19 protein-coding genes are annotated in these 23,561 nt (G+C 70.7%); 7 read left to right on the top strand and 12 right to left on the bottom strand.

Going from position 1 to position 23,561, the window contains the following annotated elements:
* Positions 1–167 precede the first annotated feature (167 nt).
* The 5 genes from D0T12_RS22510 to D0T12_RS22490 all read left to right on the top strand — a co-directional run bounded on the left by D0T12_RS22510 (position 168) and on the right by D0T12_RS22490 (position 9,290).
* Positions 168–1,310 (top strand): methyltransferase, encoded by a 1,143-nt coding sequence (locus tag D0T12_RS22510; RefSeq protein WP_147339597.1) that lies wholly within the window; start codon positions 168–170, stop codon positions 1,308–1,310.
* A 19-nt stretch (positions 1,311–1,329) separates the two neighbouring features.
* A complete protein-coding gene (locus D0T12_RS22505) occupies positions 1,330–3,966 on the top strand; it encodes an AAA family ATPase (protein WP_117401674.1) in 2,637 nt (878 codons plus the stop codon).
* 106 nt (positions 3,967–4,072) lie between these two features.
* Positions 4,073–6,169, top strand: coding sequence for an MMPL family transporter (locus D0T12_RS22500; RefSeq protein WP_117401673.1), 2,097 nt, complete (start codon positions 4,073–4,075; stop codon positions 6,167–6,169).
* Positions 6,170–6,233: 64 nt separating this feature from the next.
* Positions 6,234–7,373, top strand: a complete 1,140-nt coding sequence (locus tag D0T12_RS22495) for an acetamidase/formamidase family protein (protein WP_117401672.1) — start codon at positions 6,234–6,236, stop codon at positions 7,371–7,373.
* A gap of 105 nt (positions 7,374–7,478) precedes the next feature.
* Entirely contained in the window at positions 7,479–9,290 is a 1,812-nt protein-coding gene (locus tag D0T12_RS22490; RefSeq protein WP_117401671.1) for a glycoside hydrolase family 9 protein, read from the top strand.
* 148 nt (positions 9,291–9,438) lie between these two features.
* On the opposite strand, the gene D0T12_RS22485 is transcribed toward D0T12_RS22490, so the two are convergent.
* Complete coding sequence (locus D0T12_RS22485; RefSeq protein WP_117401670.1) at positions 9,439–9,927, bottom strand: hypothetical protein; 489 nt, start codon at positions 9,925–9,927, stop codon at positions 9,439–9,441.
* A gap of 200 nt (positions 9,928–10,127) precedes the next feature.
* Between D0T12_RS22485 and D0T12_RS22480 the strand changes: the two genes are divergently transcribed.
* The gene (locus tag D0T12_RS22480) at positions 10,128–10,538 is read left to right on the top strand and encodes a VOC family protein (RefSeq protein ID WP_117401669.1); all 411 of its coding nucleotides are present in this window, start codon (positions 10,128–10,130) and stop codon (positions 10,536–10,538) included.
* Between the two features lie 30 nt (positions 10,539–10,568).
* Here the strand turns inward: D0T12_RS22480 and D0T12_RS35485 are convergent, their stop codons facing one another.
* From D0T12_RS35485 to D0T12_RS22435, 10 genes are all read right to left on the bottom strand, one after another.
* The gene (locus D0T12_RS35485; protein WP_158581587.1) at positions 10,569–10,736 is read right to left on the bottom strand and encodes a hypothetical protein; all 168 of its coding nucleotides are present in this window, start codon (positions 10,734–10,736) and stop codon (positions 10,569–10,571) included.
* 208 nt (positions 10,737–10,944) lie between these two features.
* On the bottom strand, positions 10,945–11,226 hold the full coding sequence (locus D0T12_RS22475; RefSeq protein ID WP_147339596.1) for a hypothetical protein: 282 nt from the start codon (positions 11,224–11,226) through the stop codon (positions 10,945–10,947).
* Positions 11,227–11,613: 387 nt separating this feature from the next.
* Positions 11,614–11,946: a hypothetical protein gene (locus D0T12_RS22470; RefSeq protein ID WP_117401667.1), complete on the bottom strand. Its 333-nt coding sequence runs from the start codon at positions 11,944–11,946 to the stop codon at positions 11,614–11,616.
* Positions 11,947–12,227: 281 nt separating this feature from the next.
* Entirely contained in the window at positions 12,228–13,991 is a 1,764-nt protein-coding gene (selB, locus tag D0T12_RS22465) for a selenocysteine-specific translation elongation factor (RefSeq protein ID WP_117401666.1), read from the bottom strand.
* Positions 13,992–14,039: 48 nt separating this feature from the next.
* On the bottom strand, positions 14,040–14,837 hold the full coding sequence (locus D0T12_RS22460; RefSeq protein WP_117401665.1) for an IclR family transcriptional regulator domain-containing protein: 798 nt from the start codon (positions 14,835–14,837) through the stop codon (positions 14,040–14,042).
* 164 nt (positions 14,838–15,001) lie between these two features.
* The gene (selD, locus tag D0T12_RS22455) at positions 15,002–15,997 is read right to left on the bottom strand and encodes a selenide, water dikinase SelD (RefSeq protein ID WP_117401664.1); all 996 of its coding nucleotides are present in this window, start codon (positions 15,995–15,997) and stop codon (positions 15,002–15,004) included.
* Positions 15,998–16,207: 210 nt separating this feature from the next.
* Entirely contained in the window at positions 16,208–17,455 is a 1,248-nt protein-coding gene (gene fmdA / locus D0T12_RS22450; RefSeq protein ID WP_117401663.1) for a formamidase, read from the bottom strand.
* A 92-nt stretch (positions 17,456–17,547) separates the two neighbouring features.
* Entirely contained in the window at positions 17,548–18,177 is a 630-nt protein-coding gene (locus D0T12_RS22445; protein WP_117401662.1) for an AmiS/UreI family transporter, read from the bottom strand.
* A gap of 9 nt (positions 18,178–18,186) precedes the next feature.
* Entirely contained in the window at positions 18,187–18,468 is a 282-nt protein-coding gene (locus D0T12_RS22440) for an FmdB family zinc ribbon protein (protein ID WP_117401661.1), read from the bottom strand.
* Positions 18,469–18,809: 341 nt separating this feature from the next.
* Positions 18,810–20,642: a CocE/NonD family hydrolase gene (locus D0T12_RS22435; protein ID WP_117401660.1), complete on the bottom strand. Its 1,833-nt coding sequence runs from the start codon at positions 20,640–20,642 to the stop codon at positions 18,810–18,812.
* A 538-nt stretch (positions 20,643–21,180) separates the two neighbouring features.
* On the opposite strand from D0T12_RS22435, the gene D0T12_RS22430 reads away from it, so the two are divergent.
* On the top strand, positions 21,181–22,803 hold the full coding sequence (locus D0T12_RS22430; protein WP_233526228.1) for a carboxylesterase/lipase family protein: 1,623 nt from the start codon (positions 21,181–21,183) through the stop codon (positions 22,801–22,803).
* A 54-nt stretch (positions 22,804–22,857) separates the two neighbouring features.
* Here the strand turns inward: D0T12_RS22430 and D0T12_RS22425 are convergent, their stop codons facing one another.
* Positions 22,858–23,505, bottom strand: coding sequence for a hypothetical protein (locus tag D0T12_RS22425; RefSeq protein ID WP_117401658.1), 648 nt, complete (start codon positions 23,503–23,505; stop codon positions 22,858–22,860).
* Between the last annotated feature and the right edge of the window lie 56 nt (positions 23,506–23,561).

Genomic DNA, 23,561 nt, shown 5'->3' with positions numbered 1-23,561 from the left:
CGCCTGCTACAAAATGCTAGACGATGCTCCCTACTTCGCCCTTGCATAATGCTCGTGCGGCATTACAGAATCGTGTGGGTAAGGACGAAATTGATCGACTTGGGCGTGAACCGCTCCCTGCCCGCCCTGATCAGTCCACGCACATGAATTCCACCGGGGGTACCGCCGTGAATCCACCGTCCGACGCGCGAACCACCGACACACCGACCGCCGACCCGAGCATCGACACGAGCACCGTCGACACGACCATCACCGACACGAGCACCACCGACGCCGGTACCGAGGGCGACATCGGCGGCGTCGACCGGATGGTGCTGCTGAGCGTCCTGTCCGGAAGCTGGCTGGCCCAGGCGGGCTACGCGATGGCCAAGCTCGGTGTCGCCGACCTCCTGGACGACGGCCCGCGCACCGCCGACGACCTCGCCGCGGCCTGCGGCGCCCATCCGGAGGCGCTGCACCGGATGCTGCGCGCGCTGGCCGCGGTCGGCCTCTTCGAGGAGCCGGGCCCGCGCACCTTCGGCCTCACCGACGCCTCCGCACTGCTGCGCTCGGACGCCGCGCGGTCCGCCCGGCTCGGCGCGATCATGTACGGGGAGGAGGTGTTCCGCTCCTTCGCGGAGATCATGCACACCGCGCGCACCGGACGGCCCGCCTTCGACAAGGCCTACGGCATGGGCTTCTACGAGTACCTGGACGCCGACGCCGAGGCGAGTCGCAGATTCAACGCGGCCATGGGCGGGCTGCGCGAGACGCCCGCCGTGCTCGCCGCGAGCCACTGCCTGGACGGCGTCCGCACGCTCGTCGACGTCGGCGGCGGCACGGGGAACCTGCTCGCCGACACGCTGCGCGCGCACCCCGGTATGCGCGGGGTGCTGCTGGAACTACCGGAGGCCGTCCGGCAGGCGCGCGGGCGGCTCGCCGGTGCCGGGCCCGGGGTGCTGGACCGCGTCGAGCTGGTCGAGGGCAGCTTCTTCGACCAAGTGCCGTCCGGCGGCGACCTGTACGTGCTCGCCCGCTGCCTCCACAACTGGTCCGACGACGAGGCCGTCCGGATCCTGCGGACGGTGCGCGCCGCGATGGAACCCGGCGGCCGCCTGGTCATCCTGGAGAAGCTCATCCCGGAGGGGCACGGGTTCAGCCCCGCGAAGCTGGTCGACCTGCTGATGCTCGTCATGGTGACCGGCCGCGACCGGACCGAGGCCGAGTACCGCGACCTGCTCGACCGCTCCGGCTTCGAGATGGTGGCCTCGCACCCGGCACCGGTGCCGGACCCGCGCGCCGAGAGCGCTATCGAGGCCGCCGCGGCCTGAAAAAATCCGGGGGTACGGGATGTTGGAAAGGTCGGGGCGACCCGTCCTGCACCCGGGGGCGCCCGCGCGGGAGGTCACCGCCGGGAGGGTTTCGTTCGCCGGGCCGCGCTGGGACTGGGGTGACGGCGCGCCGTTCGACGCGCTGACCACGGCGTTGCGACGCGTTCGCCGTGGTGAAGGGGGGACGCTGCTCGTCCGGGGCAGCTTCGGGTCCGGGCGCAGCACACTGCTGCGCGCCGCCGCCTCGCACGCGGAGCAGGGAGGCTTCCGGACGCTGCGCATGTTCGGCCACATCGCCGAGCGTGACGTTTCCCTCGGGCTCGTCGAACAGTTGATGGACGCGCTGGAGGGCCTGGACGGACGACCCGGCTCGCTCCCCGACTGCGGACCGACCCTGTACCGGGTGCTGCGCGGCCTGACCCGCCGTTCTCCGGTGCTGCTGTGCGTGGACGACGTCCAGTGGGTCGACCCGGCGTCCCTGTCGTGTCTCGGCTACGTGACCCGGCGCATCGAGAACCTGCCGTTGCTGATCGTGGTCGCCGTCCGGGAGGGGGAACCGGCGTCCGACCCGGCCGGCGTCGCGGAACTGGCCGGCGGGGGCGTGTGCCACGGCGTCGTCACGCTGGAGCCGCTGACGCACGGCGAGACCGTCGAGGTGGCGCGCCGCCACGCCTCCGGCGCGTCCGACCTCGCGGCCGCGGCCGCGGGTGAGGTCTGCTGGCGCCTCACCCGCGGCAACCGGCTGCTGCTCCGCGAGGCGATCCGGCTCCTGGACACCCGTGTCGCCGTCACCGACCAGACCGCGGCCGGTCCGGAGCTCGCCGCCCGCGTGACCGCGGACCTGGAGCGGCTCGCCCCCCGCGCCGTCGTCTCGGCGATCGCCGAACTCGGCGACGCCGCCGACCGGGAGATGCTGGCCCATGTCACCGGGCTGCTGGAGCACGACTGCGAGGACGCCGTCCGGGCCCTGACCGCCGCCGGGTTCGTGCGCGCGGACCGGGCCGGTCTCGTCCATCCGCTGGTCCGAGCCACCGTCGTCGCGCACACCTCCGCCACGGTCCGGGCGGCGCTGCACGGCTCGGCGGCGTGCCGGCTGCGCAGCCGCCGGTCCCCGGCCGAGCGGATCGCGCGGCATCTCCTGCACGTCTCCCCCGGCTTCCGGCCGTGGGCGGCCGAGACGCTGCTGTCGGCGGCCCACGCCGAGATCCTGCATCGTGGTCCCGGCGCGGCCCCCCTCATCGACCGGGCCCTGCGGGAGAACCTGCCGGCCTCCACCGGCGCGGAGCTGGTGATCGAGCTCGGCCGGGCGTTCCTGCGGCGGGACATCGCGGGGGCGCCGCCCTGCTTCGACCGGGCGGCGGCGTTGACCGCCGTCCCCCGCCTGCTGGCGGACGCGGCGGTCGGCAAGGCCACCGCCCTGTTCCATCTCGGCCGCCACGACGAGGCCCGCCGCACCCTCGAACCCGTCGCCGGCAGCGGGCCGCTGCGGTCGCTGTTCACCACCTCGCCCGTCCCGGCGGGCTGGGTGCCCCGGGCCGGTCTCGGACACCTGGACCTGCTGGTCGACTGTCTCGGCGAGTTCCGCGCCGGCCGGCTCACCGAGGAGGCGTGCGACCGGGAGGCCGCACGCGCCCGCCAGCGCGGCGACCTGTGCCACGAGGCCGTCGCGCTGCTGATGCGCGGCCATCTCGCCCTGTCCGCCGGGCGGCTCGCCGTGGCCCGCCGCGGGCTCGCCGAGGCCCAGGCGAGGCTGGTCGAGGCCGGGGCCGCCCGGACCTCCGCGCTGCTCCGGCTGGCGTTCACCGGTCAGGCCGAGGCCGCCGTCCGGTCCGGTGACACCGCCGCGGCGGCCCGTGCCCTGGACGCCACGGCCGGTTTCGACCGCCTCACCTCCGCGTGGTGGGACGCGGTGCTGCTCGTCACCCGCGCCGAGGTCCGGGTCGCGGCGGGCGACGTCGACCGCGCCCGCGCCGACCTGCTGAACTTCCACGACTGGCTGGACGGCCGGTCCGACGCCCCGGCGCTGATCTCGTCCCGGCGGGCCCGCGCCGCCGTGCTCGCCCACCGCACCGGCCTCGGCGACCACGCCCGCCGGTTCGCGTCCCGGGCCCTCGACGTGGCGCGGGCGGCGGCCCCGGCGGACCGGGCGGCGACCGATCCGTCCGGCGGCCACCTCGATCTCGGCCTGGCCCTGCACGCCTTCGGCGTCGTCCACGGCGACCCCGACGCGCTGCTGCGCGCGACCCGGCTGCTCGCCGGGACCCGCGCCCGGCTGGACACCGCGCAGGCGCACGTCGACCTCGGCGCCGAGCTGCGCCGCCGCCGCCGGAACCGGGAGGCGCGGCACCACCTGCGCGAAGGTCTCACGCTCGGCGTCGTCTGCGGCTCCGACGAACTCGTCGCCCGCGCCGAGGACGAACTCGTCGTCGCGGGCGGCAGGCTGCGGCGCCCGCCCCCTCACCTGCTCACCAACGGGGAGGAGCGGGTCGCCGTCCTCGCCGGTGAGGGACTCAGCAACGGGGAGATCGCCCGGCGGCTCTGTATCACGCGTCGCACCGTTGAGGCACATCTGACGCGCACGTACCGTAAGCTCAGCATCACTAACCGCAGCCAACTGCCGCGGGCCCTCCGCGACCACTGCCTCCCGCACGACTGAGACCACGGCCTCAGACCCCGCGCGGCGCCGTGACCGCGAACGCCCCGCTCCCGGTGGCGGGCTGCCGTTGGACGTCACCGAAGCCCAGAACCACAGGGGGTGTGGGGTGCTCGAACGACTCGGACGTTTCTGCTACCGGCATCGGAGACCGGTCGCGCTGGCCTGGCTGGTAGCCGCCATCGCGTTGTTCGTCGTCGGCAACCGGGTCTTCGACCGGTTCAGCACCGAGTTCCACGGCGCGCACATGGAGTCGGTCGCGGGGAGCGAGCGGCTCGCGGCCGCCAGACCGCATGGGCCGCGGGTCAGCGCCGTGCTGGCCGGTCGGCCGGTCGACGATCCGGGGTTGCGGCGGGCCGTCGACCAGGCCGTCACGGACGTGCGGCGGATTCCGCACGTGGCGGTGGCGCGCGGGCCGTACGGCTCGTCCGACCGGTCCCTGATCGCCCCGGACGGGCGGGCGCTGCTCATCCACGTCGACCTCGCCAAGAACCTGTCCGACGGGACGGAGCGCGACACGGTCGACGCGGTGGCCGCGCGGCTCGACGAGCTCCGCCGGACCGGCGCCGAGGTGCACCTCGGCGGCTCCGAACTGGTCGGACGCGCCTTCGCCGAACAGTCCCGCGCGGACGTCGAGCACGGCGAGACGGTGGCGCTGCCGCTGACCCTGCTCGTCATGGTGTTCGTGTTCGGCGGGCTGATCGCCGCCGGGCTGCCGATCCTCGCGGCCCTGGGGTCGATCGCCGGTGGGTTCGCGGCCCTCTACGGCTTCTCCCACCTCATGGACCTGGATCCCGATTCGGCGTCGGTGACGACGGTCCTCGGGCTGGGCGTGTCCATCGACTACGCCCTGCTGATGGTGAACCGCTACCGGGAGGAGCGGGGAGCCGGTCTCGCCGTCGAGGACGCGGTCGGCCGCATGATGGCCACGGCGGGACGGACCGTCGCGTGGTCGGCGATGACGGTCTGCGCGTCGGTGGCGGCCCTGTTCATCTTCGACGTCCCGACGTTCCAGGCCCTCGGCGCGGCGGCGCTGTCGGTGGTCCTGGTCGCGTTGTTCGTGTCGCTGACCCTGGTCCCCGCCCTGCTCGGGCTGGCCGGTAGGCGGATCAAGCCGAGCCGGTCGGCCGAGGGCGCGGGTGCCGACGACGGCCTGTTCGCCCGCATGGCGCGGGCGACCCGTAAAAGGCCGGTGCTCACCCTGGTCGCCGTCGCCGCCGTCCTGCTGCTGGCGGGGGTGCCGTTCCTCGACGCGGAGCCGCGGCTGTCACGCGTGCAGGCGCTGCCCGCCGACGCCGGTCCGCGCCAGTTCGAGGAGACCGTCGCGAAGCGGTTCCCGGGCCGGACCCTCGACCCGCTCCTCATCGTCGCCGAGGCACCGGCAGAGAAGGCCGCGAAGTACGCGGCGTCCGTGCGGGCCGAGCGGGGGGTGACGGCGGTCGAGTCACCGGAACCGCTGTCGCCGCGCTGGTCGCTGATCGAGGTGCACGTGGCGGGCGATCCGCAGGGGCAGGCCGCGCGTGACCTGGTGAAGACGTTGCGGGCCGAGCGACCGGAGTTCCGGACCTGGGTCACCGGGAGCGCCGCCGTCCTGGAAGACCATATGACCGAGATCAGGCGCGCGCTGCCGTGGGCGGCGGCCTGGATCGCGGTCGCGATGTTCGTGCTGCTGTTCGCGATGACCGGGTCGCTGCTGGTCCCGATCAAGGCGATGGTGGTGAACACGCTGTCGCTCGGCGCGTCCTTCGGGGTGCTGGTCTGGGTGTTCCAGGACGGTCACGGCGCGGGCCTGCTCGGCTTCACCTCCTCCGGGGGCATCGAGGTCTGGGTGCCGGTGCTGGTGTTCACGTTCGCGTTCGGGCTGTCGATGGACTACGAGGTGTTCCTGCTGTCCCGCATCAAGGAGCTGTACGACCAGGGCACTCCCACCCACCTCGCCGTCGAGCGCGGCCTCCAGCGGACCGCGCGGATCATCACCTCCGCCGCCCTCCTGATGATCATCGTGTTCGCCGGTTTCGCGACCGGTGAGCTGCTCGGCATCAAGGAGCTCGGCGTCGCGCTCGCCGTCGCGGTGGCCGTGGACGCGACGCTGGTGCGCTGCCTGCTCGTCCCGGCGGCGATGACGCTGCTCGGCGAGTCCACCTGGTGGGCGCCGAGGCCACTCCGCAGGTTGCACCACCGGCTCCGACTCGGCGAGAGCGGTTGACACCGGGCCGGGTCGGCGCGGACCCTCACGACCATCCACAGCCCCGCATAGGGAGAATGTCCGGATGGCCGTACATGAGATCCGCATCGACCCGGCGCTGTCCCTGCGCGAGGAGCCCGGCACCGGTCACAACCGCTGGCATCCGGACATCCCGCCGGTGGTGTCCTGCGCGCCGGGCGACGAGGTCGTTCTGGGGACGCGGGACGCGTTCGACGGGCAGTTCGACATGTCCAGTACGGCGGAGTCGGTGGCCGCGGCCGACCTGAGCGTGGTGCATCCGCTGACCGGCCCGGTGTTCGTCGAGGGCGCCGAGCCCGGCGACCTCCTCGAAGTGGAGATCCTGGAGGTAACGCCCGACGCGTTCGGATTCACCGCGCAAGCGCCGGGTGTCGGGTTCCTGAGCGACGAGTTTCCCGATCCGTTCCTCGTCCGTTGGACGATCGCGGACGGCTGGGCGACGTCGGCCGACCTGCCGGGCGTCCGTATCCCGGGCGCCCCGTTCATGGGGACGATCGGGCTGGCCCCCGGGCCCGACACGCTGCGGCGGATCACCGAACGCGAGCGGACGGTCCTGGAACTCGGCGCTCCGGCGCTGCCTCCGTCGGCGGCGGGCGCGGTGCCGTCCAAGCCGGAGATCGCCTCCACCGGGCTGCGCACCGTCCCGCCGCGAGAGCAGGGCGGCAACGTCGACATCAAACAGCTCACCGCCGGGAGCCGCCTGTTCCTTCCGGTCGACGCCCCCGGCGCCCTGTTCAGCGCCGGGGACGCGCACTTCGCGCAGGGCGACGGCGAGACGTGCGGGACGGCGATCGAGATGCGGGCGACGCTGCGGGTCCGGTTCGCCGTGCACAAGGGCGAGGCGCGGGAGAAGGGCATCACCGCCCCGAGGTTCTCCCGCGACGAGTACTGGGTGGCGCCGGAGTTCGCGGCGCCGCGCCGGTTCTTCGCGACCACGGGCCTGTCGATGAGCCGCGACGGCGCCACGGTGGTGGCGGAGGACGTGTCCCTCGCCGCCCGCAACGCGGTGCTGAACATGGTCGACCACCTGTGCGAGCGGGGTTGGAGCCGCCAGCAGGCGTACGCGATCTGCAGTGTCGCCGTCGATCTCAGGATCAGCCAGGTGGTGAACGTGCCGAACTTCCTGGTGTCCGCGTTCCTGCCGTTGGACATCTTCACCGACCAGCGCGTCCCGATCACCGGATAGCGCACCCGCAGCCCGCCCGGGGTTGACGTCGTTCCCCACCGTGATACCGAGAAATCGGACAACTAATGGGATCGGGGGATCAAAGCGACACCAGGGTGGTGCGACATGAGAACTGGGCACGACCGCCGACGCTTCCTGATCGGAGCGGCCACGGTGGGCGCCGGGTACACGGCCGGTGCCGTCGTGGGCGCTCCGGGCGAGGCCGCGGCCGGCACCGGGGCGGCGCCTCGGGAACCCGACGACGCGACGACGCGGGTCCTCCTCAATAATGTGGGTTTCGACCCGGCCGCGCCGAAGCGCGTGGTCGTCACGGCGGGTTCGCCGCCGGGAGGGTTCCGGCTCGTCGACGCGGCCACCGGGGAGACCGTCCTCAGCGGGCCGCTCGTCGACGCGGGCCGGGTCGCGGACTGGGACGACCGCCGCTACTGGACGGCCGACTTCTCCCGGGTGGAGCGGCCCGGCGACTACTTCGTCGCCGTGGGGGCGGCCCGCTCGGCACCGTTCAAGATCGAGGCGACGGTGCTGGAGCGGTATACGCTCTCGCACGTCGTCCATCACTTCAAGGGCTGGCGGTGCTCCGGCCAGTACGACAAGTTCGACCGTCATGTGCCGCTCGGCAGGACCGGGAAGACGTACGACGCGCACGGCGGCTGGTACGACGCGACCGGCGATTTCGGTAAGCATTTCACGCAGTTGTCGAGCCTCTCCTATTTCAACACCCTGCAACTTCCGCTCACCGCGTGGTCGTTGTTCGTCTCCCATCGGGAACTGACCGCACGAAAAGACGAGAACTTCACACAGTTGCGCACCTGGATGCAGGACGAGGGCTTGTACGGAGCGGACTACATCCGGCGCGTGCACGTTCCCGAACAGTCCTTCTACAGCGGCATCCGCCAGCCCGGCCCCCCGAAGGACCCGCTGAAGCGCACCCTCGGCACCGAACAGGTCTGCTTCCGCGAGGGCGGCGGGGTGGCGATCGCCGCATTGGCCATCGCGAGCACACACGACGTGTCAGGCGACTACGAAAGCGCCGAGTACCTGTCGACCGCCAAGGTCGCCTTCGCGTATCTCGAAGCCAACAATGCCCGGCTCACCAATGACGGCAAGGAGAACATCCAGGACGACTACAACGCGTTGCTCGCGGCCGTCGAACTGTATCGGGCCACCGATGACGACACCTACAGGAAGAGCGCCGACAAACGCGCGGCGAGCCTTGCGTCCCGGCTGGTCACCTGGCGCGACTACCGCGACTACTGGCGGGCCGACGACGAGGACCGCCCTTACTTCCACCCGTCCGACGCCGGACTCCCGGTCGTCGCGCTGCTCACCTACGCGGGCATCGCCGACGGCGAAGCCAAGGACCGGGTGCTGGACGCCGTGCGCCGGTCGATGCTGTTCGAACTGTCGGTCACCGGGGAGGTCACCAACCCGTTCGGATACGCCCGCCAGCTCGTCCAGGACGGAAACGGCGACCGGGCCGCCCAGTTCTTCTTCCCGCACAACGTGACGCCGCGGGCCCGTGACCAGTGGTGGCAGGGCGAGAACGCGCGCATCGCCTCACTCGCGACGGCCGCGCGTCTGACCGCGCGGGCGTTCTCCGACGACCGCGCGTTCTCGGCGAGGCTGCGCTCGTACGCCGCGGACCAGCTCGACTGGATCCTCGGCGCCAACCCCTACGAGGTGTGCATGCTCGACGGTTCCGGCCAGAACAACCCGCAGTATCTGTGGCTCGGGTCGTGGCAGTTCCTCCAGACCGCGGGCGGTGTCGTCAACGGCATCACCGGCAAGAACGAGGACGGCAGCGGCATCCTGTGGGACCACGGCTTCGCCAAGACCGGCAAGGACGACGACTGGCGGTGGGGCGAACAGTGGCTCCCCCACACCAGTTGGTACATGAACGCCGTCGCCCTCGGCTGAGAAGCGGCCCCCGACAATGGATGTGGCGGGCGGACGCGGCCCGCGTCCGCCCGCCACATCCATGGAATATCGCCGATAGGACCACCTCATCCGGGCCGTTGAGCGCCGCAGAAGTTCCATTCGACATCTAGGGCATGCGGCGTGGGCCTCAGCCGATCACGACGCCGAGCGAGCCCAGGAAGGCCAGGCCTCCGACGATGCCGAGGAGCACCCACCGGAACCGCACGCCCGCCCGGCGCCGGTACTGCATCGCGCTTCGTCCCAGCAGCGCGCCGGGGACGCCCCAGATCAGCGCGGTCATCACCAGATTGAACCAGGCCGTGGCGTCGGTATGGGTCGCGCCGAGGCCGGTCTCGTCCACCAGCCCCACCACCACCGCCAGCTTGATCACCAGTTCGGCGAGCGGATAGAACGCCTGGAGCCCCGCCGCGCCCGCCAGCCCGCCGAGCAGCAACCAGCCGGGCACCCGGCGACCCCACGAACGGATCGTCGCCTGCGCCATCGCGATCGTCAGCCCCCGCAGCCCGCACGCGAGCGCGATCACACCATCGGTGCCGTTGAAGCTCTCACCGCGAAGCGGCTTGGACGCGACCAGGACGACGCACACCGCGATGAAGACTCCGATGAACCACGTCACCGCAGTGACAGGCCAGGTCTCAGGACGGGTCGGGGGCTCGGGACGAGGGGAAGGCCGGGAAACAGCGAGCGTTGTCATGCCCGAATCCTCGCCGGGCCACCTCCCGAGAGCCTCCCTCCCGCGGGTGAGCCCGCTCCCCCCACCGACCGAACGTGCGTCGCCTCGGGGGACGCCCCTCGTCCGGCACTACTGTGCCGAGCATGCGCATGCTGCACCTCGGGCTCAGGGTCACCGACCTGGAACGCTCGCTCGCCTTCTACACCGCGCTCGGGTACACCGAACTCGGCAGCGTTCCCGAGTCAGGATTCGGCAGCCTGACCATGCTTCAACTGCCGGACGATCCTTTCGCCAGCCTCGAACTCGTGCACGACCCCGCGAGACCGGTCAACGACATCGGCGCCGTCAACCACCTCGTCATCCAGGTGGACGACCTCGACGCCACGATCGCCGACCTCGCGGACGGCGGCATCATCGCCGAGCCTCCGTCCGAACCGGGCCCGGGAATCCGAACGTCATGGCTGACCGACCCCGACGGCTACAGAATCGAACTCGTCCAGTGGCCCCCCGGCCATCCGCCCGGCATGACCGCAGCCGATTTCTCCCGCTCGTGACAAGGCGGCCCACCGATCGAGCCGGTCGCCCTAGCCGGGATAGCGGATGGCCTCTTCGAGCTTGACGTTTCCGGGCTCCGCGACGACCTGCGGTTTGGGGGGAACCTCCTGTATGGCCACCAGGTCTTCGAGGGGAATGCGTGGGGGAAGGGACCGCCACCGGTCCGCCGGGCTCTCCTGCCGCTGATCGTCGCTCATGCAACCATCATGCCCCGTACCTCCTGGCCGGGCCACTGCTCACAGAGGCGGGTTCCGTGGCTTCTTCCACGAATAAGCCCGAGTAGCAGCAGAGTGGGCGGCGCGTTGATGCAATTGGCGCAGCCTTAACGCCGATGAAGCCGGCCGCCGACCTCGCCGGCGACCGGCTTCACAGCCACCACCCGCACAGGAGCGGGGGCGATATTCGTCAGGCGCTTTCCGTGCGGCCGGTCACGGCACGGAACGCCCGCGCCAGCACCAGAAGCGGCACCACGAACACGTAGAAGAAGATCGAGTACTCACCGCCGTCGAAAACGAAGCCCAGGTAGATGCCGTAGCCGAGCATCGCGATGCCCAGCGCGACGTACGCGACACGCTCCAGCGGCTTGGAGCCCGGCAGCGCCGCCGCACCGGCCATCAGTAAGCCCGAGACCATCAGGGCGACGACATACCACGAGAACATGGGATCAACACTGAAATCGAGGTTCATCTGCTTCCTTGCGCGGGGGGATGGGATGAAAACGGCAGGACTATAGCGCAGGGAAGGCAACGAGTTCACAGAATTATCCGAGAGGTGCGGGATACGCCGTTGACCGCCTCAAGAACGGTCACGTTGAGAAGCCGTCAACCTACAGTGAGTCGCCAGGCAATTCATTTCTTAACACTGCCCCGGTCGGGCCGGTTCGGTGAGTTCGCACCACTCAATGGCGCGAACTCCCAACCCTGGGCGATGCCGCGCAGTTCTCCGGGGCAGCCCGATGCGCCAGTGAGGCCCGAGCCAGAACTGGCCGGATTTTTCAGGGTCATCACCGGCCCTAGGTGGAGCCGGGATCGGCCGCCCGGTTCCCCGTTGAAGGTTCAGGCCGTCCGCGACGCTCTACGGGGCGACGACCCGTTCGCATCCGGTGCCGGAGACGATCAGCCCGCCCTTCGGGTCCGGAGAGGTGCTCACGTTGTCGCACGCGTACTCTTCTCCCTGCGCCTGGTCGTTCAGGGCGTACCCGGTGAGGCCGGGTGCGCCGTCGGCGCCGCGGGCGCAACCATGACCGGTCGCCTCGGCGGTGACCGGGTTGAAGACCACGCCGGCGCAGTCATAGACGATGATGGCCGAGGCGGAGCCGACCGCACCCAGGGCAGGACCGCTCCCCGCGATCCAGGCCACCGCCCCGGTGATGGCGGCAACGGCCCACGACAGTGAACGAACACGCATGACAACCTCCATGACCGAGAGTGACTGAATACACTCTTTGAGTAACCGAAAACGGGCGCGGTAACCCTCGTTGCGGTCAGCCCACGTGGACCGGACGGCACCCAGCCGGTAGACGGGCGCCCAAGTCCTCTCACCGAAGCGTGAGCGTGGAGGGACGCCGAACTGCCCCGACAACTCCCATGTCCGCCGACGCCTACTTGCGCGGGACGGGAGTATCCCTCCGAGTCACCACCGCCCCGCACGGCCATCCGTGCACCTCTCGTCGGACATCGATGAACCGGTCAGTCAGGGTCGCGGATCATGTGCCGGTCGTCCTCGGTGCGGCGGGACAGGTTCCGGGCGGCCAGCAGTTCCAGGAGCGGAACGGCGACGCGGCGGGTGGTGCGCATCGCCTGGCGGGCGTCGCTCAAGGTGAACGGTTGGGGCAGTTCGGCGAGCACTTTCAGGGCGTGGCGATCGACGTCGGGCAGCAGGACGATGCCGGGCGCGACGCGCAGCAGCCTGCCGAAACGTTCGGCGGCGGCCAGCTCGGCGTTGCCCAGGCCCAGCTCGGCGAGCCGGTCGGCGGTGGGCGCGCCGAAGGGGTCGGCGGCCAGGTCGCGTTCCAGCAAACGAACGGCCCGGTCGAGCGCGTCCGGCAGGCCGGGGACGTCGCCGGGCGGGGTCAGCAGCCCGGACGCGCAGTCCAGCCCGGCGTCCGCGGCCAGCACGGGCACCAGCGCGGGGTCGGGCAGGCCGAGGCGCCGGGCCGCGGCGGCGACCGGCATTCCCGGCTCCAGCGGATGGGCGGCGCGGTGCCGCCGCTCGGCCTCGGCGAGTTCCGCCGCGTACTCGGCCCAGCGTTCGTCGCCCGTCCACCAGTCGCCGTGCCGGGGGGCGCCCACGGTCGGCAGGCCCATCGCGGCCAGTTCCGCGCCGCGCCGGGGGCCGCGGCGCAGGTGGGAGGCGGTGACGTCGCTCGCGGCGCGCACGCCCGCCAGCTCGGCGGCCCGCGCCCTGGCCGCGCCGCGCCGGGTGAGCGGGGGCGGGTCGACGTCGAGGACGACGAGCCCGGCGGCGATCCGGCGGCGTCCCGGGTCGCGGAGCACGGCGCGGTCGCCGTACCGCAGCGGCAGGGGCCGGTCCAGCCGCAGCCGCCCGTGCGCGGGCCCGAGCGGGCGCAGGCGGCACGGCACGGCGGCGGTGCCGATGTGCAGGATCAGGTGTTCCGGGAGCGGGGCCGAGGTGGTGGGGCGCAGCTCGACGTCCATCGAGTCCGCCGGGCGCCAGGCGCCGGGGGTGAGCAGCGGCAGGCCGCGCGGGACGTCGTCGCGGTCGACGCCGCGCAGGTTGAGCGCGACCCGCGCGGTGGCCGTCACCCGGTCGCGGGGCTCCCCCAGCGCCTCGACACCGCGCACCCGGACGGCACGCCCCGTCGCGTTGAGCAGCTCATCACCCGGTTGGACCGTGCCCGCGCCGAGCGTGGCGGTGACGACGGTGCCGGCGCCGCGGATGGAGAACGACCGGTCGACCCACAGCCGGACGGGCGCGGCGGTGTCCGGCGGGGGCAGGTCCGCGACCAGGTCGGCGATGGCCGCGCGGACGTCGTCCAGCCCGTCCCCGGTGACCGCGCTGACGGCGACGGCGGGCAGGTCGCGCAGCGTGCTCTCCGCCATCCACTCGTGCGCCTCCTCGATCGCCGCCGCCGGGTCGGCCAGGTCGGAGCGGGTGACGACGAGGACGCCGCGGGACACGCCGAGGGCGTTCAGCGCCTCCAGGTGCTCGGCGCTCTGCGGCATCCAGCCCTCGTCGGCGGCCACGACGAACAGCACGGCGGGCACCGGGCCCACCCCGGCGAGCATGGTGGCGACGAACCGCTCGTGCCCCGGGACGTCGACGAACGCGACCTCGCCCGCGCCGGGCAGCGTCGTCCAGACGAACCCGAGGTCGATGGTGAGCCGCCGCCTGTGCTCCTCGGCGAGGCGGTCGGGCTCCATGCCGGTGAGGGCGGCGACGAGCGTGGACTTGCCGTGGTCGACATGGCCGGCGGTGGCGATCACGTGCATGGTCCTCGTCCTCCCCATGTCCTCATCGCCCCCGTCGGCGGGGCGAGGTCAGCCGCGCGCCGCGCGCAGGTCGGCCTCGATCCTGGCGGTGGTGTCGAGCAGCAGCGGAAGCATCTCGCGGCGCATCGTCCCGGTGGCGGTGCGGCTCGCGGAGGTGGAGACGTTGACGGCGCCCACGACCCGGCCCGACACGTCCCGGACGGGCGCGGCGATCGACCGCAGGCCCTCCTCCAGCTCTTGGTCGACCAGCGCCCATCCCTGCGTGCGGACGCGGCCGATCTCGGTGCGGAGCGCGGCCGGATCGGTGATCGTCCGCGCGGTGAGCGAGCGCCGCTCCATCCTGGCGAGGCGCTCTTCCAGCTCGTCCTCGGGGAGCGCGGCGAGCAGTACCCGGCCCATGGACGTGGCGTGGGCGGGGAAGCGGGTGCCCACGTTGATCGCGACCGTCATGATGCGCGTGGTCGGGACGCGCGCCACGTAGACGATGTCGTCGCCGTCCAGGACCGACACCGACGACGACTCGTTGACCATCGCCACGAGCATCTCCAGGTGCGGCTCGGCCACGTCGGGCAGCGACAGCGCGGACAGGTAGGCGTAGCCGAGCTGGAGCACGCGCGAGGTCAGCGAGAACTGCCTGCCGTCGAGCCGCACGTAGCCGAGGTCGACGAGGGTGAGCAGGAACCGGCGGGCGGCGGCCCGGGTGAGGCCGGTGGCCTGGGCGACCTCGCTGAGCGTCAGCCGGGGCGTGGACGCGTCGAACGCCCTGATCACGTTGAGGCCGCGTTCCAGGGACTGGACGAAGTGCGCCCCCCGGACCTCGTCCTTCGACTCGTCCCGCACCGTCATCGACCTATCGCCAACTAGCCGTTGGTTCGGATGGCAAACAAGTGTTCTTCTTCCGAACACTAATCCGGTCACACTCCCAGGTCAATGTACCTATCGACGACCTCAACATTGCGACTGAGCTCACTCCCGGGTGGCGCTCACTGGCACCTCCGGGCGGCGTCGTTTCAGCGCACCAGCAGGCTGTGCTCGCGGGCCTCGACCAGTTCGCCCACGATCGGCGCGCCCGGTACCTCCCCGGCGACCAGAAGACCGCCGGACGTCTGCGCGTCGGCCAGCAGCAGCCGGGTGTCGTCGTCCGCCGCGCCGAAGTCGGTGTGCGGCGCGACCCAGTCGAGGTTGCGCCTGGTCCCGCCGCTGACGAAGCCGTCGCGGACCGCCTCGCGGGCGCCGTCGACGTACGGGACGGCGGCGGCGTCGATCACCGCGGACACGCCGGACGCCCGCGCCAGCTTGTGCAGGTGGCCCAGCAGCCCGAATCCCGTGACATCGGTGGCGCAGGTCGCGCCGGCCTTCAGCGCCGCCTCGGCGGCGGCCCGGTTGAGCTCGGTCATCACGGCCACGGCCTGTTCGAACACCTCACCGGTGGTCTTGTGCCGGTTGTTCAGCACGCCGAGCCCGAGGGGTTTGGTGAGTGAGAGGGGCGTTCCCGCGCGTCCCCGGTCGTTGCGCAGCAACCGCGCGGCCTCCGCGATCCCGGTGACCGCCATTCCGTACTTGGGTTCGGGGTCGTCCACGCTGTGGCCGCCGCCGAGATGACATTCGGCGAGGACCGCGACGTCCCGTCCGCCCCGCAGCACCTCGCGAGCGATCTCGAACGGCAGCACCTCCCTGGGCCAGGCCAGCAGGTTCACCGCCACGAGCGGGCGGCCGCCCATCGCGTACACGTCCGACAGCGCGTTGGCGGCGGCGATCCGTCCCCAGTCGTAGGGATCGTCCACGACGGGGGTGAAGAAGTCGGCGGTCGCCACCACCGCGGTGTCCCCGGAGATCCGCACGACGGCGGCGTCGTCGCCGGAGTCCAGCCCGACGAGCAGGTCGTCCCGGTCGCCCCGGCCGTCCGCGCCGAGCCCGGCGACCACCTCCTCCAGTTCACCGGGCGGAATCTTGCAGGCGCATCCGCCGCCGTGCGCGTACTGGGTGAGCCGCCGTCCATCGCGCATTTCCGACCCCACATCTCGAAGCTACAGCATTCGAAAGGTCGCTGACAGTGACGCCGCCTCTCCAGCGGAGCACATCGGGCCCCGCGCCGCAATGACCGGGAAAGGGACGGCCCGGTCCCCGTGCGGGGACCGGGCCGTGAGGACGGTGAGGGCGACGCGGCGTGAACCGCCCTCACCGGTCGTCGTGGTTCGTCGTGTGTCGTCGTGGGGTCAGGACGAGACGGCGCACTGGCCGCGGTCGGCCCGGCGCGGGCCCTCGGCCGTCGGACGGATGTCGAAGTCGAAGATCTCGGTGGGCAGGTAGAGCGAGCAGCAGGCGTTCGGGATGTCGACGACGCCGCTGACGCGTCCTTCGATCGGCGCGGCGCCGAGCAGCAGGTACGCCTGCTCGCCGCTGTAGCCGAACGTCTTGAGGTACTCGATGGCGTTGAGGCAGGCGTTGCGGTAGGCGATGGTGGCGTCGTTGTAGTAGTTGGTGTTGGAGTCGTGGTCGACCGAGATGCCGATGAACGACACGAACTCGGAGTAGCGCGGTTCCACGTTGCCGGGCATGAAGACCGGGTTGTTGGTGACGCCGTACTTCTCCATGCCGCCCTTGATGAGGTCGACGTGGAAGTCGATGAACCCGCCCATCTCGATGGCGCCGCAGAAGGTGATTTCTCCGTCGCCCTGGCTGAAGTGCAGGTCGCCGCCGGACAGCAGGCCGCCCGCCACGTGCACCGGGTAGAACACGCGGGCGCCGCGCGTGAAGTTCTTGATGTCGTGGTTGCCGCCGTTCTCACGCGGCGGGACGGTACGCGCCCCTTCCGCGCCGACCTTCGCCAGGGCGTCCCCCGTGAGCGTCCCGGCGAGGGTCCCGTCCGGCAGGGGCGGCAGCGCGAGCGGCGGCACCCGGGTCGGGTCGGTGTCGATCAGTGCCTGTTCCCGGCTGTTCCACCGTCCCAGCAGGTCCGGGGACGGGGCCGTGCCGAACAGCCCGGGGTGGGTGATGCCGGTGAACCGCACGCCGGGGATGTGACGCGAGGTCGCCTGCTGACCGTGGAAGTCCCAGATCGCCTTGTAGGCGTCCGGGTAGTAGTCGGTGAGGAAGCCGCCGCCGTTCTGCTTGGCGAAGATGCCGGTGTAACCCCATCCTTGCCCAGGCACCGGCCCGGTCTCCTGCGGGACGGGGCCGATGTCGAGGATGTCGACGACGAGGAGGTCGCCGGGTTCGGCGCCCTCGACGGCGATGGGTCCGCTCAGCATGTGGCAGGGCGCGAGGTTCACGTCGCGCACGTCGTTGGCCGAGTCGTTGTTGCCGATCTGGCCGTCGGTCCACTCGCGACACTCGACGCGGAACTCCGCGCCGGGACGCACGGTCGCGGCCGCCGGGATGTCCGGGTGCCACCGGTTGTGGCCGGGCACGTCCTGATCTCGCATCGAACGGGCCTGGTCGACGCTGAACACGACTTCGGGCATGAGTCCTCCCAGAGATAGGTGCCTTGGAGTTTTCGGAATTTGCGAGGGCCGCACGCCGGGCGCCGGAACGCGGCGCCCGGCGCGGCGCGCGGTCAGGGGCCGGTGGCCGGTTGGCCGGGCGCGGCGGCCCCGCCGCGTCCGGGACGCGTCAGGGGCCACAGCGCGACGGCGAGGACCACGACGCAGACCGCCAGGACGACGGCGAACCAGGTGTCCGTCGTGTAGTTGTCGGTGAGCAGCAGGAACGCGGGCATCGTGACGGTGCCCAGCGCGTTGACGAGGGTCATCCATCCCGTGTACGCGGTCAGTTCCTCACGACCGAGCCCGAAGACGAGGAAGTACAGGAACCACAGGTAGGACCAGGAGAGCCAGATGACGCCGAAGGGAGGATCATCCACGTCGAAGAAGTTGATGAGCGCGAAGATGATCGCCGAGAAGGACACGAAGAGCGAGAACCAGCCGACGCCGGTGTTGTCGAGACCGGCCAGCAGGCCGATGCCGACGTAGAGATAGGTGAAGCCGAAGAGGTAGATGCCCGCCGCCGCGCTGATCAGCTTGACGTCGGTCCCCGCGGCGACCAGCAGCAGTGTGGGCAGGATGACCTGCATCGCGCCCACGAACAGGTTGATGGGTGCGGCCGAGCGCGCCTCGACGCGTCCCAGCAGCATCATCGCGTTGACGAAGAGAACCGCGCCGACGTAGAGCAGGCCCACGCTTCCCATGAGATCCCCCTAAGGCCGTGGCAACAGCGCGTGCCGCGGATCGGACGGCGGCGCCGGACGGCGCCCCGCCGGAGGCGGCGAGGTCACCACCCGCGGCTCGTGCCGGCTCGCCTCCTGGGCGTCGAGCGCCCGGGTCAGCGGAGCGCCGGGACGGGTGAGGGTCGGCGCGGTGAACACGCGGCGGGCCGTGCCTTCGCACTGCGCGCAGCGCTGCTCTGGTCGTGCCTCGCCCATCGGCAGCGTGAGGTCGAACGGTCCGCACTGGGCGCAGCGGTACTGATAGGTCACCATGACGGGCCTCCCGGCCACCAGGTCTCTTACTTTCTGAGAAAAGTATTTCTTCCGGAAGCATCCGTCAATGACGTGATGCTGGATCTTCCCGATCCGCGTGCGCTAAACCTCCCCCGACCGAGGATTCGGCGGTAGGGGGCCGGACCGCCCACGGGACCGGGGCTCGCGACATTCCTCGACGTCCGACGCGCAGGCCGGCGGCGGTCGGAACGGAAGCGCGGTTCGGTCCGGATGTGGCCACGGCCGGTGCTCCGGCAGGCGTCACCTGGGGCGTCGCACCTGCCGGAGCACCGGCCGTGGAGGGTCGTTCGACTCGCTAAGTACTGTCTGTGTAAAAAGTTTCAGTCGATCGGACGCGGCATGATCGGCAGCGTGACCGACGACGGGTACTCGGGGTCGTGACGGATCGTCTGGTCGGCGGTCCTGGTCCCGCGGTCGGTGCCGAACTCGTGGCCGGTGTTCGGGTTACGGTCGAACATCGGGAAGTTGCTGCTGGAGACCTCCAGCCGGATGCGATGGCCCGCCTTGAACACGTTGCTGGTCGGCCACAGCTTGATCGTGTACTTGTAGACCTTTCCGGGGCGGATCAGCGACGGCTTCTCGAGCGAGACCCGGTACCGGGCCCGCTGGATCCCGTGCCGGATCAGCATCGAACTCCCGTCCGGGTGGACGTCGGTGAGCTTCGCCGTCCAGTCGGTGTCGCGGGCCGAGGACGACGCGTACAGCGTCACCGAGATCGGCCCCGTGACCTCGGTGTCCTGCTGCAACGGCGGTGTGCTGTAGACGAGGACGTCCGGCCGCTGCTCGATGAGCCGCTGGTCGTGCGGGCCGCCGGGCACCGAGGCCTGGAACCGTCCGCCGAAACTCGGCACCGGGTTGTCCGGGTCGTACCGGTAGCGGTCGGGCTCCTCCCCCTCCGCGGGCGGGCTGGTGCTGAGCGTGCCGCCGCCGGTGATGGTGTTCGCGTCGCCGTTGCTGTGCAGGTAGTACTTCGTGTACGCGGTGCCGGGTATCGGCCAACTGTCGGCCGTGCGCCACTTGTTCGCGCCCATCACGAAGATCTTCACGGCGGGGTCCTTGTCGGCCCCGTTGCGGGCGCCCTTGAGCCAGTGGTCGAACCAGCGGAGCTGGACCTCCTCGATCGACACGACGGCGTCCTGCCCGAAGTCGATCGCGCCCGTCCTGCGGCCGGAGCCGCCGTGCGTCCAGGGTCCGATGAGCATCTTCGTGCCCTGCCGGGCCGTAAGCGTGCCGCCCTCGGCGCGCATCCCGGCGAAGTTCTCGACCGTGCCGTTGAGGAAGATGTCGTACCACCCGCCATAGTTCAGCGACGGCACCTGGACCTGCGGGTACCGGTCACGGATGCTCCAGCGCTTCCAGTAGGAGTCGTTACTCGGGTGCTTGATCCAGTCGTAGAAGTACGGCGCGACGCGCTCGTCCTTCGGGTACAGCGGCGGGAACTTCTTCAACGGCAGGTACCAGTACCACTTGCGGAACAGGTCCCCTGACGCCTGGTTCATCTCCGCGCTCAGTTTCTCGCCGTCGGGCAGACGGTCGACCGAACTGTTGGCTAGGGAGAACAGCGGCCACGACTGAGTGAACGACTGGTACAGGGCGCCTCCCTCGTACGTCCAGCCGTCGTAGATGTCGGACGACGTGAACGCCGGGACGATGGTGACGAGATGCGGCGGCCGGAGCGTGGCCGGAAGCCACTGCGTCAACCCGGGATAGGAGAAGCCGTACATGCCGACCTTGCCGTTCGAGCGCGGCAGCCGCGCGGCCCACTCGATGGTGTCGTACCCGTCGGTGGCCTCGTCGCGGTAGGCGTAGAAGGTTCCGTCCGACTTGTACTGCCCGCGGACGTCCTGCACCACGACCAGGTAACAGGCCTTCGCGTAGAAGTCGGGGTCGGCGTAGAAGATGTTCTCCGCGCGCTCCTTGTTGTACGGCAGCCGCATCAGGATGACGGGGAAGTCGCCGTCTCCCTTCGGAGTGAACACGTTGGACCGTAGGACGGTCCCGTCCCGCATCGTGGTGGGGACGTCCTTCTGGACGGTGAATTCACACCGGTCACCGGCGGCCCCGGCACCGTTCGCGGCGCTCGCCCCGGGGACGGCCGCCGCGCCGGCCAGCACCACCGCGGCGCCCCCGAGGGACAACCGCCGCCTCGTCATTCGCCGTCTCGTTCTCATCGCCGCTCCCCTTCGATCGAGCATCGGACGCCGTCGGGCGGAGCATCACATGGTCACACCGGGTGGTCAGGAGGGCCGGCCGGTCAGTGCGGCGAACCGCCGACCCGGCGCGTCGAGCACCCCCGGGCCCTGCGGCGAATGGTCCGGAACACACGATGAACAGAAGACTTCGCGCTCGATGTCGCACTCTGCTGTGCCTGGTGGGACGGGTGAGGGACATGCGGTGCGCACCGACCGCCGGTCGCAGAGATCCGACCGCTCATCGACCAGGCGCGCCGGTCGCCGCTCGTTCGAGGCCACTGGCCGATCGCGGCGCCACGAAACTCTATCCGGCTCTACAACACCAATTTAATCTTCGGTTCATCCGTGATCACGATGGGCGTGCACACCATCCGGCAAAATCAGCGGCGCCACCGTAGTCGCCGTCCACCCCGCCAACGATCCTGGCGCCTTTCCGCTGCTCCCGACGGCGTCTTCACTTCCCCGCGAGTTTCCCTTTCCCGCGAGAGAGAAGGTCGGTATGGAGCCGAAGAAAATGCGATGGCCCGCCTTGGTCGTGGCGGCCGTGGCGGCGTTGACGTTCACCGCCCCGGCGTCCGCGGCGCGCACCTCTCCCCAAGCCTCCGGGGCACCCGAATGCGCACCGGGCACCACCGTCCGGACGGACAGGGGCGCCGTCTGCGGAACGGTCACCGGCGGCGTCACGTCCTGGCTCGGAATCCGGTACGCGGCCCCGCCGGTCGGCGACCTGCGCTGGGCGCCGCCCACGCCGGCCCGCCCCTGGACCTCGACGTTCCCGGCGACCGAGCGGGGCGCCAACTGCCCGCAGGCGGACGGTCTCGGCTCCGGGTCGACCATCGAGGACTGCCTCAACCTGAACGTCAGGGCGCCGGAGAACGCCGGTTCCAAGCGGCTTCCGGTCATGGTGCAGATCCACGGCGGCGGGTTCCGGTTCGGCACCCCCGCAGACGGCAGCCACCTCGTCCGATCCGGGAACGTCGTCTCCGTGGAAGTGCATTACCGGCTCGGCATCTTCGGATTCATGGCGCACAGGGATCTGGGCCGCAACTCGGGGAACTACGCGTTCCAGGACCAGCAGGCGGCGCTGCGCTGGGTGCAGCGGAACATCGCCCAATTCGGCGGCGACCCGCGGAACGTGACCATTTTCGGCGCCTCCGCCGGCGGGTCGAGCGTATGCGCCAACGCCGTCTCCCCCACCGCCAAGGGACTGTTCCACAAGGGCATCGTGCAAAGCGGCGAATACAACTCGCTGCTGGGCACGAACACGTCCTGGCAGCCGCAGGACTGCAAGTCCGAACTGCCCACCGCGGCGGAGGCGCACCGCACCGGTGACCGCTTCGCCGCGGCCGTCGGCTGCGGAGACGCCGCCGACACCGCCGCCTGCCTGCGCCAGGTGCCGGTGAAGACGCTGCTGGACAGGTCCGGCGACGGGATGGGCCCTGACATGGGCACGATCGCGCCGATCGTCGACGGCAAGACCCTGACGATGTCCCCGGCGAAGGCGTTCGCCACCGGTCGCGTCAACGACGTCACCCTCATGCACGGCGTGGACCGCGACGAGACCCAGCTCGCCTCCGCCAACACCCCCGACGACTACAGGAGGCTGGTGCGGCAGCAGTACGGGCGCTACGCGGACCAGGTGTTCGCCCGCTACCCGCTGGAACGCTTCCCGACGCCCTCCGCGTTCATCGCCTACCGGACGATCGTGGCCGACTCCAACTCCGTCTGCCCGTCCCTGCTCAACCACAGGCGGATGTCGCGCCACATCCCGGTGTACGCCTACCAGTCCGACAACGCCGACGCCCCACCGGCGACCTGGCTCGACCAGACCAAACCGAACGGTGCCTACCACGTCCTGCTGAACCAGTTCCTGTCACCGCGTCCGGGACAGCAACTGACTCCTAACCAGCAGGCGTTCGGCGCACAGATCACCGCCCAGTGGACCGGCTTCGCCCGCACCGGCGACCCGACCGTCGAGGGCGCGCCGCTGTGGCCCAGGTTCACCCGCCACAACCCGGACGTGATGTCCCTGGCCCCGGCCGGCGACAGCCAACTGACCAGGGAGATCGGCCGCCAGCACCACTGCGCCTTCTGGGACCGCCTCACCCCGTACAACCACTGACGCACACCACGTTCGGGCGCCCGGCTCACCGCCGGGCGCCCGAACGGCGTTCGATCAACCGATGTCATCGAGCTTGAACAGAAGTTCTTGCGCCAGCCCCTTCTTCCCGTCGGTGACCGATTCCAGCAGCACGTCGTAAACGGCAAGGTAGAAGGTCGCTATGCAGCGAACCATTTCGACCCTGGGCGCCGTATCAAGGAAGTCCGGAATGGGGATCGGGGCGCCGAAGCTCTTGCCGAGCTGCTTTTTCACCATCTTGGCGAAACTGTACGTATCCGGAAAGTCCTTGTCGATATCGACGGTCAGCAGGCCCTTGCGCACCGCATACCGTTCCGCGCCGGGCGTGCTTCCGGAAACGACGCTGGCCGTCGCCTCCTGCCCCCTGGTCTTCTGGATGATCGAAAAGCAACTGTTCCAGAGCCGACCGTTCCAGCGCGGTTGGAACCTCTCGTCGTTCGGCCTGGCGATCCAGACGTAGAGCGGGGGTCTTCCCACCGGGATGAGGGGTCCCACTCCGATGCAATCGGTGAAGGCGTGGGCGTCGCCCACCACCTCGCCGGGTCCCCGTCTCAGTCCAAGGCAATTCGTGAAGCACAGACTCGCCACCGCCTTGGCCAGGTCGTCGGGCAGCTTCTTTTCGGCCAGCTCCAGCGGATCCAGCGTCTTGGTGAGTGGCAAGAAGCTCGCCTTCCATTTGATCATGCAGCTCGGCGCAGATAGTTCTGTTCACAGGTTCCCCCGCCGAGAAGGGCCAAAAC

This window comes from Actinomadura spongiicola (genome assembly GCF_003432485.1).
GTDB lineage: Bacteria > Actinomycetota > Actinomycetes > Streptosporangiales > Streptosporangiaceae > Spirillospora > Spirillospora spongiicola.
This window is presented reverse-complemented; position numbering and strand designations above follow the sequence as displayed.